The sequence below is a fragment of the Ideonella azotifigens genome, assembly GCF_006519715.1.
In the GTDB taxonomy this organism is placed as follows: domain Bacteria; phylum Pseudomonadota; class Gammaproteobacteria; order Burkholderiales; family Burkholderiaceae_C; genus Ideonella; species Ideonella azotifigens.
The window spans coordinates 20,690-28,399 of the sequence record NZ_VIDT01000011.1; the positions used below are offsets into that span (position 1 = coordinate 20,690).

Below are 7,710 nucleotides of genomic sequence, written 5' to 3' on the forward strand. Positions count from 1 at the left end.
CCGGAGTTGACGCAGCGCAATCGCGCGGCCCGCACCGCCGCCTTTGACATGTCGATAGTCGATGGCGCATTGCGACCACTCCCGATCTTGATGCCGGGCAACTCGCCGAATTTGCTTGCGGACTACATTGGGTCCGTTCATTGAGATGCCTGATTGATCTGTCAAGATCTTTGTGCCGTGCCGCACGATTGCCGCAGGGCCTTGTGTGCCACTTTCATGAACCAATGTCGAGTCGAGGAGTCACCGTGCCCAACATGAATCTGCTGCAACCTGATCAGTCTCGGATCGTCGAGTCCTTGGCCTTGGAATGTCACATTTCGGTCACGGAGATGGCCAATCTCTACGAAGGGGCGCGAGCCGAACTTGCGCTGGGTGCTCGCATCACGAAGTACCTCCACATCTTCGCGATTCGCAACGTGCTGGAAACCTTTGATCGACGTCACCTGTTCGGGCCTGTCGGAGATTCCTAAAGACGGGCGGGGCTTGCTACTTGAGACCAATTCGAGTGCCGGGTTCAATGTCTCTGCGTTCATCTCCCCGACATGTTGTGCCGCCGATGCGCAGACACTTCTTGCTGGGTGCGTTGAGTTGTGGCGCGCTCTCGCCAGCGTTGGTCGCATGTTCAGACAGCGCGGGCGAGCAGGCTTACGCCCGCAGCTTGCGGCGACCGCTTGCCAGCAGCCCGGCTGACCATGCCTTCCTGATGCGCGAACTGGTGCGCTTCGCGTCGCTCGCACCATCCAGCCACAACACGCAATGCTGGAAATTCCGCGTGAACGAACGTTCCATCGTGATCGCGCCCGATCTGTCGCGACGTTGCCCGGCCGTCGACCCCGACGACCATCATCTCCACGTGTCTCTGGGCTGCGCTGTTGAAAACCTGACGCATGCAGCACTTGCCGCCGGGCTGCAGGCTGAGGTCCGCAAGGACCTGGCGAGTCCGGACGACATCGCCGTGAACCTTGAAGCCACGAAGCCCTCCATCACGCCGCTGTTCCGGGCCATCACCGAGCGGCAATGCACCCGTGGCGATTACGACGGCAAACCGATTTCAAACGACGATCTCCGGCGCTTGGAACGGGCAGGGACGGGCAACGGGGTGCGGGTGATGCTGTTGACAGAACGCCTCGCCATGGAAAATGTTCTGGCCTACGTGATCGAGGCGAACAGCGCGCAGATGGCCGACGCCGCCTTCGTTGCCGAACTGAAGTCCTGGATCCGCTTCAGTGCTTCCGAGGCGCAACGATCGGGCGATGGTCTTTTCTCCGGCACAACGGGCTCCCCGGTCTTGCCGCGCTGGCTGGCCAGTCCTCTGATGGGATTGTTTTTCACGCCGGAGTCCGAGAACGAGCGCTATGCGAGGCAGCTCCGGAATTCTGCAGGCCTGGCCGTGTTTGTTTCCGAGGCGAACGACAGGGTGCACTGGATCGAGGCAGGGCGCTGCTACGAGCGTTTCGCGCTTCAGGCCACCACGCTCGGCATCCGAAACGCTTTCGTGAATCAGCCAGTCGAGGTCAGCGCGCTCCGCCCTCAATTCGCTGCAGCGCTCGGCCTGGGCAGCCAGAGGCCGGATCTGGTGGTGCGCTTTGGCCGGGGCCCGGTGATGCCGCTTTCGATGCGCAGGCCGGTCGACGCCATTCTCGGGTGAATGCTGCCGCACGACGACTGCCAAACCTGACAAGGTGGAAAGCCACGCCGCGCAGAACGCCTTGCCGGCCGCGGTGTGGGTGTCATAGGCGGCAAGCACTGGGTCGTGGGTGCTCGAGGTGGTTTGCGCGCCCATGTCATGTTCCTTCGTGAACAAGGTGGCGGAGGCCATGCCTGCGAGGATGGCGGCGCCGATGGCGCAGACCGTTGCGTGCGATCAATGGCGCGTGCGTGAGCCGCGCGGACGCACTGATCTGCATCAACGCGACAGCATTGGCGGCGTCGGCGGTTCGTACAGGAGGTCGTGGCCACGCCGGGATCGGAATGCCGACAGCGCTGGCTGCCAGTGCGACGCGACCGTGGCGAGGTCGGTGCTGGCTGTCAGTTCCTGCAGCGTCGCGCTGGCACCGATGGTCGCCAAGGTGCTGTCGATGGCGAACTCGCGGGGCCACAGGCGGTGCAGCGTTCTCACCAGCAGTGCGCCGAGAAGGGGAGCATCAAGCGTGTCGCGATCGACCACACGGACCTCGACGCCGTGGCAGCGCTGCCCATCATAGGGGCCGGCATCGGGCGTGAAGTCGACGGACGTGAAGCGCAGGCCCGGCGGTGCGGCCTCGTTCAACGCATCGGCCAGCGTGCTGCCGACCACCCAGGGCGCCCCCAGCCACTCGAAGGGATGGCTCGTGCCGCGCCCGACGCTCAAGTTCGCGCCCTCGACCCAGGCGACACCCGGATAGAGCGCAGCTTGCGTGGGCGTCCTCAGGTTGGGTGAGGGCGGTACCCAGTCGAGCCCGGTCTGATCGAACCACATCGAGCGCTGGTATCCCTGCATGGTGATGACCTGCAGGTCGAGATCGAGCCCGCGGCGAGCACGAAGGTCGTCCCGGAACCACAGCGCCAGTTCGCCGACGGTCATGCCATGCTGCACGGGCAGTCCTTCCGGCCCGGTGAAAGATCCCCGGCCCGGGTCGAGCACCGGCCCTGCGACGCGATCAGCGCGGATCGGATCGGGCCGATCGAGCACGACGAACCGGATGCCCTGCTCGGCGGCGGCTTCCATCGCCTGCGCCATCGTCGAGGCATAGGTGAAGAAGCGCGCGCCGACGTCCTGCGCATCGAACACCAGGGTGTTGATGTCTTGCAGACTCGCGACACCGGGGCGGGTGGCCGCGCCGTAGAGGCTGATCAGCGGCAGTCCGCTGAAGGGTTCGGTGCCCGATGGGACCGCGCCCTCGACGTCACCGTAGAGGCCATGCTCCGGGCTGAAGAGCTTGACCAGCGTCACACCGGGCGCCCAGCGCAGCCGATCCAAGGTGCGCCAGCCGAGCGCATCGATCGCGGCGAGGTGGGTGATCAGGCCGATGCGGCGCCCTGTCAGCGCTGCATAGCGCTGCAAGCGCAAGACATCGATGCCGGTCGCAACGCGCAGGGTGGGCAGCGGGCTCGTCCGCGCCGCCGCTTCCAGCGGAGGCGCAAGGCTGGACACCAGGGCCAGTACCTGCCGTCGCAGCGGTTGGGCGTTGCCTTGACCGTCCGGGTGGACCCGGTTGCTCAGCAGGACCATGAAGCGGCCCTGGACGAGATCGATCCACAGGGCCGTGCCGGTGTAGCCGGTGTGCCCGAGCAGGCCCTTGGGTTCGAGGTCATCGCGATTGGCCACCAGCGGCGCCTGCAACTGCCAGCCGATGCCCCGCACGCCGTCCGGATCGTTCGGATCCCCCTCGGCCTGCTGAAGGGCTTTGATGGAGGACCGGTCGAGGAGGCGTTTGCCGCGCAGCAGGGCCTGTGCGAAGCGCGCGAGATCGTCGGCCGTGCCGAACAGACCGGCGTGCCCGGACACGCCGCCCATGCGCCTGGCAGTCGGGTCGTGCACCGTGCCGCGCAGGAGTTCGCCGCCCATGCGTTCCGTCGGCGCGATGCGTGCACGCAAGGCCCTGTCCGGCAGGAACCCCGTGTCGCGCATTCCGGCCGGACCCAGTACGTGGCGCTCCGCATAGACCTGCAGAGGCAGACCGGAGACGCGACGGACCAATTCGCCGAGTGCAATGAAGTTGATGTCGCTGTACACCGTGCGCTTGCCGAGTGCAGCGCCTGGAGATTCGCCCTCCACGCGCCGCATGGCGGCGGCGTAACCGTGCCAGTCTTCGCGCAAGTCCAGGTCGGGACGCAGCCCCGAGCGGTGCGTCAGCAACTGGCGCACCGTGATGGCTTGCTTGCCGTGTGAGGCAAAGGCAGGCCAGTAGCGGGCAGCCGGGACGTCGAGTTGCACCAGCCCGCGTTCGACCAGTTGCATCACCGCTGTGGTCGTGACGATCACCTTGGTCAGCGACGCGAGGTCGAAGACGGTGTCCGCAGTCATCGGTTCTCGCTGCGGATCGAGCGCACGCCAGCCCCAGGCGCGTCGCAGCCAGATGTACTCGGCATCGCCGAACACCAGCACGGCACCGGGCAACTGGCGGGCGGCGATCTGTGCGCGCACTGCAGCGTCAATCGGCGTCCAGTCCTGCCGGGACAGGTCGCCAGCGGCCGTCAAAACAGGCAGCGCGAGAAGCGCAATCACCGCCGCCCACCAGCGCAGCCGGCGATGCTTCATGGTGACGAGCCTTGCGTGTCGGCCTCCAACCCACCCTCGCCGTAGCGGTTGTTGGGGTTCCACAGCATCCAGCCGTCGGTGCCCACGTCGTCGGCGCCGTCGATCTGCGAGCGGATCTCGCGCTCGCCAAAAGCGCGCCGGTCGAAGGCGTAGTCGCGGAATGCCTGCAGCCACGGACGAAAACGCAGGCCGGGTAAGCCGGTCCGCACAATGGCGCGGCGCAGGCTGTTCTCCACGATTTCGTGGGGCGCCGCGACCGGGTCGCGGTACCCCGGGATGCCGAAGGAGAAGCCTGAGGGGTAGAGCATCGGCGAGAGATAGTCGACGTGCTTGACGATGGCCTCGAGTTGCTGGCCGATGTGGGTGTCGTTGCTGTTCCAGGCGACGTAGCCGAAGATGTCGGCCGCGACGAACACGTTGTAGCGTGCCAGGCGGTGCTGCGCCGCGTCGAGGAATCCATTGATCGCAGCGACGCGGCGGTCTTCGGTGTCGGGCTCGGAGAACACCAGCCCGGTGGCATCGGGAAAGCGCAGGTAGTCGAACTGGATCTCGTCGAAGCCGAGGGCCGCCGCTTCCTCGGCCAGCGCCAGATTGCGCTCCCAGGCCTCGCGGCAGAACGGGTCGATCCATGGCAGGCCTTCGCGGTCTTTCCACACGTTTCCGTGGGCATCGTGCACTGCCCACGCCGGATGGGCGGTCGCATAGGGCTCGTCTTTGAAGCTGACGATGCGGGCGATCAGGTAGAGGCCGCGCTGGTGCAATGTCCGCAGCAGCGTCGGCATGTCCGTCACGGTGACCAGCGTCTGCGTCAGCCCTGAAGCCGCCAGCGCCGCGCTGCGGTAGGGCACGAAGCCGCGGTCGCCCTTGACGTCGATCACCAAAGCGTTGAGCTCGGTTTCGTCGATCAGCTTGAGCGCGTCGCCGCGCAGCGTCGCGCTGCCGATGCCGTACACCGAGAGGTAGAGCGCCTTGGGTCGCAGCGGCGTCAGCGCAATGACGAGCGGCGCGGACGAAGCGACGATGCCCTGGAATCTGGCATAGCCGATGGCACGCGCGGTGACGGACGCGCCGTCGGTGGCGCCATCGACCTCGAACCTGCCCAGGCTGTCGCTGGCATGGACTTCGCCGGCCACGACAACCGTCGCGAGCGCGACAGGTCGACCCGACACTGCGTCCCGGACCTCGCCTCCGAGTGCGCAAGCCTGCGCAGCCGCGACGCACATCGCGAGCCCGATCCAAGCGGGCGCCAGGCGCCTCACGATGCCATCCCGTTCGCGAATGCAGCTTCGAGGCGGGCCGCGAGCTGGCTTGCATCCACGCTGTCGACGATCAGATGGCGTGGCACCGCGTACAGTGGATCGGCGGGCCCGGCCGAACGGTTGCCAAGCGAGAACGCTGACCGGTAGCCGGCCTCGGCGGCCTGGGCCGCCAGACCTTCGTCACTCAGGCCGAAGGGCCAGGCCAGCAAGGTGACGGGGTGTGCCAGCTTCTGCTCCAACGTGTCGCGCGAGCGGGTCAACTGGTCGGCTACAAACCTGCGGAAGGCTTGGGGCGCCATGCGACCGCGCTCGCGAACCAGGTTCGGATGCCACAAGGTGTGCGATTGAACGGAGACGAGCGGGTCGGCAGCCAGCTCGCGGAGCTGCGGCCAGGTCATTGCATAGCTGGCATTCGAGATCGCGGAAGGGTAGACGAACAGCGTGACGGGCCAGCTGCGTTCCCGCAGGGCCGGCGCCATCGCCTCGAATTGCGATCGGTGCCCGTCGTCGGCAGTCAGCACGACGGCGCGCGCCGGCAACGGGGCCGCATCGCCGCTGGCCAGCGCGAGCCGCCAGGCGACCCAATCAGACAGCGGGATGACGTGGCAATTCCGGCTCTCCAGCATGCGCAGCTGCGACTCGAAGTTTGCGATCCGCAGCGTCATGCTGTCGGCCATGGTCTCTGCGAAGCGGTGAAACACGAGGATCGGAACCCGCTGTGTCTTTGCGGGTGCGGCGGCCGCCGCTCGACCGACCAGCGGTGAACCGACGAGCGTGCACGTGAGCGCGCGACGTGTGCGGTCGATGGCACGGCCAGCCTTCGATGTGGCTTGGTTCTCAGGCGCTCGTGCTGGAGTGATCATGGGCGCAGCTTGCAGCCACCCAGGCCGTGCGACCTTGATCGCCCGCAATGCAGATCGCGAAGCCACGCCGGCTGAGCGGCAGCCTCGGCTGCGCGCTTGTGGGAACAGGTGCCGATGTTGGCCTGCTGGCTGGCGAACCAGAACGCAGCCCCCGGCGATCAGCCGCAAGGGCTTTCGATCAGCAGCTTGGCCGCGCGACCTTTGTACGCGCATGCCCGCCCTCGGGGGGGCGCGACTATGCTTGCACCATGAATAGTCGAATCGCCGAGATATTGGCCCAGATGGCGGGCCTCGAGGAAGAACTGCGCACGGCCGTGCACGAGCAGGAAAGTCGCATGTTCTTCCGGATCAACGGCAAGCGGGTGGAGTTCGAGAGTTCGGTGAAGGTGGCACACCGCAAGCTCAAGACCGGCTTTTTTCGCTGGCTGGTGACCAACCGCCCGCAGAACCTGATCACCGGCCCGATCATCTACGGCATGGCGATACCGCTGCTGATGCTGGATCTGTTCGTGAGCTTCTATCAGTGGGCGTGCTTCCCGATCTACGGCATCGCCAAGGTGCGGCGCAGCGACTACCTCGTGTACGACAGGCGCCACCTCGGCTACCTGAACTTCATCGAGAAGTTTCACTGCACTTACTGCGAGTATGCAAACGGGCTGGTTGCCTACCTGCGCGAGATCGTCGCCCGCACCGAGCAGTACTTCTGCCCCATCAAGCATGCGCACAAGATCCTGGGAACTCACGCGCGCTACAACCGCTTCCTCGCTTATGGAGAAGCGGAGCATTACGAAGCCAAGCTCGAGGAGTTCCGAGTCGCCCTCGGCAAGGTCAAGTAGCCGCTCGTGAATCCTTTCAGCAACAGGCCGTCCACGGCCACACCGGCAAACACTCCTTTGATCTTCGAATACAGGACCAGGTCGATGCCGGCTGCCGCCAGCCTTCCACCTTTCGTACCAAGCGCGACGGTGGCATCCACTCCCAGCTTGGCGCTGGTCTTGTAAGCCGAGTTCAAGGCCTTTTCAGACTGCAGAACCGTTCTCGGTTCGGGACGCTGCGCCGGCGGCCCCCACGGTGGCGGCCAGCGAAGACTCAGGGCAACAGGACGGCAGCGCCTTGCAGCCGGCCGGCGCGCAGATCGGCAAGAGCTTCGTTGGCCTGCGCCAGAGGGTAGACGGTGGTTTGGACCTGGGGTGGATGCGCCGTTGCAAAACGAAGGTACTCATGGGCATCGGCGCGGGTCAGGTTGGCCACCGACACCAGCTGGCGCTCCTCCCAAAGCAGCCGATAGCGGAATGAGGGGATGTCGCTCATGTGGATCCCGCCGCAGACCACCCGGCCGCCTTTGCGC

General features: G+C 65.9%; 7 protein-coding genes and 1 pseudogene. 3 read left to right on the top strand and 5 right to left on the bottom strand.

Annotation, left to right across the window (positions count from 1 at the left end):
- The first annotated feature begins 254 nt into the window (after window positions 1-254).
- Together FKP22_RS01915 and FKP22_RS01920 are read left to right on the top strand one after the other, a co-directional pair.
- A complete protein-coding gene (locus FKP22_RS01915) occupies window positions 255-470 on the top strand; it encodes a DUF3562 domain-containing protein (protein WP_231012976.1) in 216 nt (71 codons plus the stop codon).
- A gap of 233 nt (window positions 471-703) precedes the next feature.
- Entirely contained in the window at window positions 704-1,648 is a 945-nt protein-coding gene (locus FKP22_RS01920) for an Acg family FMN-binding oxidoreductase (protein ID WP_231012963.1), read from the top strand.
- Window positions 1,649-1,906: 258 nt separating this feature from the next.
- Here FKP22_RS01920 and FKP22_RS01925 read toward each other — a convergent pair whose 3' ends face one another.
- The 3 genes from FKP22_RS01925 to FKP22_RS01935 form a co-directional block, all read right to left on the bottom strand.
- Window positions 1,907-4,240 (bottom strand): serine hydrolase, encoded by a 2,334-nt coding sequence (locus FKP22_RS01925; protein ID WP_211361276.1) that lies wholly within the window; start codon window positions 4,238-4,240, stop codon window positions 1,907-1,909.
- Window positions 4,237-5,373, bottom strand: coding sequence for a putative glycoside hydrolase (locus tag FKP22_RS01930; RefSeq protein ID WP_231012964.1), 1,137 nt, complete (start codon window positions 5,371-5,373; stop codon window positions 4,237-4,239). The genes FKP22_RS01925 and FKP22_RS01930 overlap by 4 nt, the downstream gene beginning before the upstream one ends.
- A gap of 122 nt (window positions 5,374-5,495) precedes the next feature.
- Window positions 5,496-6,176, bottom strand: coding sequence for a polysaccharide deacetylase family protein (locus tag FKP22_RS01935; protein WP_211361277.1), 681 nt, complete (start codon window positions 6,174-6,176; stop codon window positions 5,496-5,498).
- A 233-nt stretch (window positions 6,177-6,409) separates the two neighbouring features.
- On the opposite strand from FKP22_RS01935, the gene FKP22_RS01940 reads away from it, so the two are divergent.
- Window positions 6,410-7,198 (top strand): hypothetical protein, encoded by a 789-nt coding sequence (locus FKP22_RS01940; protein WP_231012965.1) that lies wholly within the window; start codon window positions 6,410-6,412, stop codon window positions 7,196-7,198.
- Here FKP22_RS01940 and FKP22_RS34480 read toward each other — a convergent pair.
- Both FKP22_RS34480 and FKP22_RS01950 read right to left on the bottom strand, forming a co-directional pair.
- Window positions 7,147-7,455, bottom strand: coding sequence for a YSC84-related protein (locus tag FKP22_RS34480; protein ID WP_141284660.1), 309 nt, complete (start codon window positions 7,453-7,455; stop codon window positions 7,147-7,149). The genes FKP22_RS01940 and FKP22_RS34480 overlap by 52 nt on opposite strands.
- Window positions 7,452-7,710, bottom strand: a pseudogene (locus FKP22_RS01950) (alcohol dehydrogenase); the annotation flags it as partial. The pseudogene FKP22_RS01950 and the gene FKP22_RS34480, both read right to left, overlap by 4 nt.

Bases quoted from the DNA above. Each gene is read 5' to 3' on its own strand.
- FKP22_RS01915 (WP_231012976.1), top strand. From the start codon at position 255: ATGAATCTGCTGCAACCTGATCAGTCTCGGATCGTCGAGTCCTTGGCC.
- FKP22_RS01920 (WP_231012963.1), top strand. From the start codon at position 704: ATGCGCGAACTGGTGCGCTTCGCGTCGCTCGCACCATCCAGCCACAAC.
- FKP22_RS01925 (WP_211361276.1), bottom strand. From the start codon at position 4,240: ATGAAGCATCGCCGGCTGCGCTGGTGGGCGGCGGTGATTGCGCTTCTC.
- FKP22_RS01935 (WP_211361277.1), bottom strand. From the start codon at position 6,176: ATGGCCGACAGCATGACGCTGCGGATCGCAAACTTCGAGTCGCAGCTG.
- FKP22_RS01940 (WP_231012965.1), top strand. From the start codon at position 6,410: ATGCAGATCGCGAAGCCACGCCGGCTGAGCGGCAGCCTCGGCTGCGCG.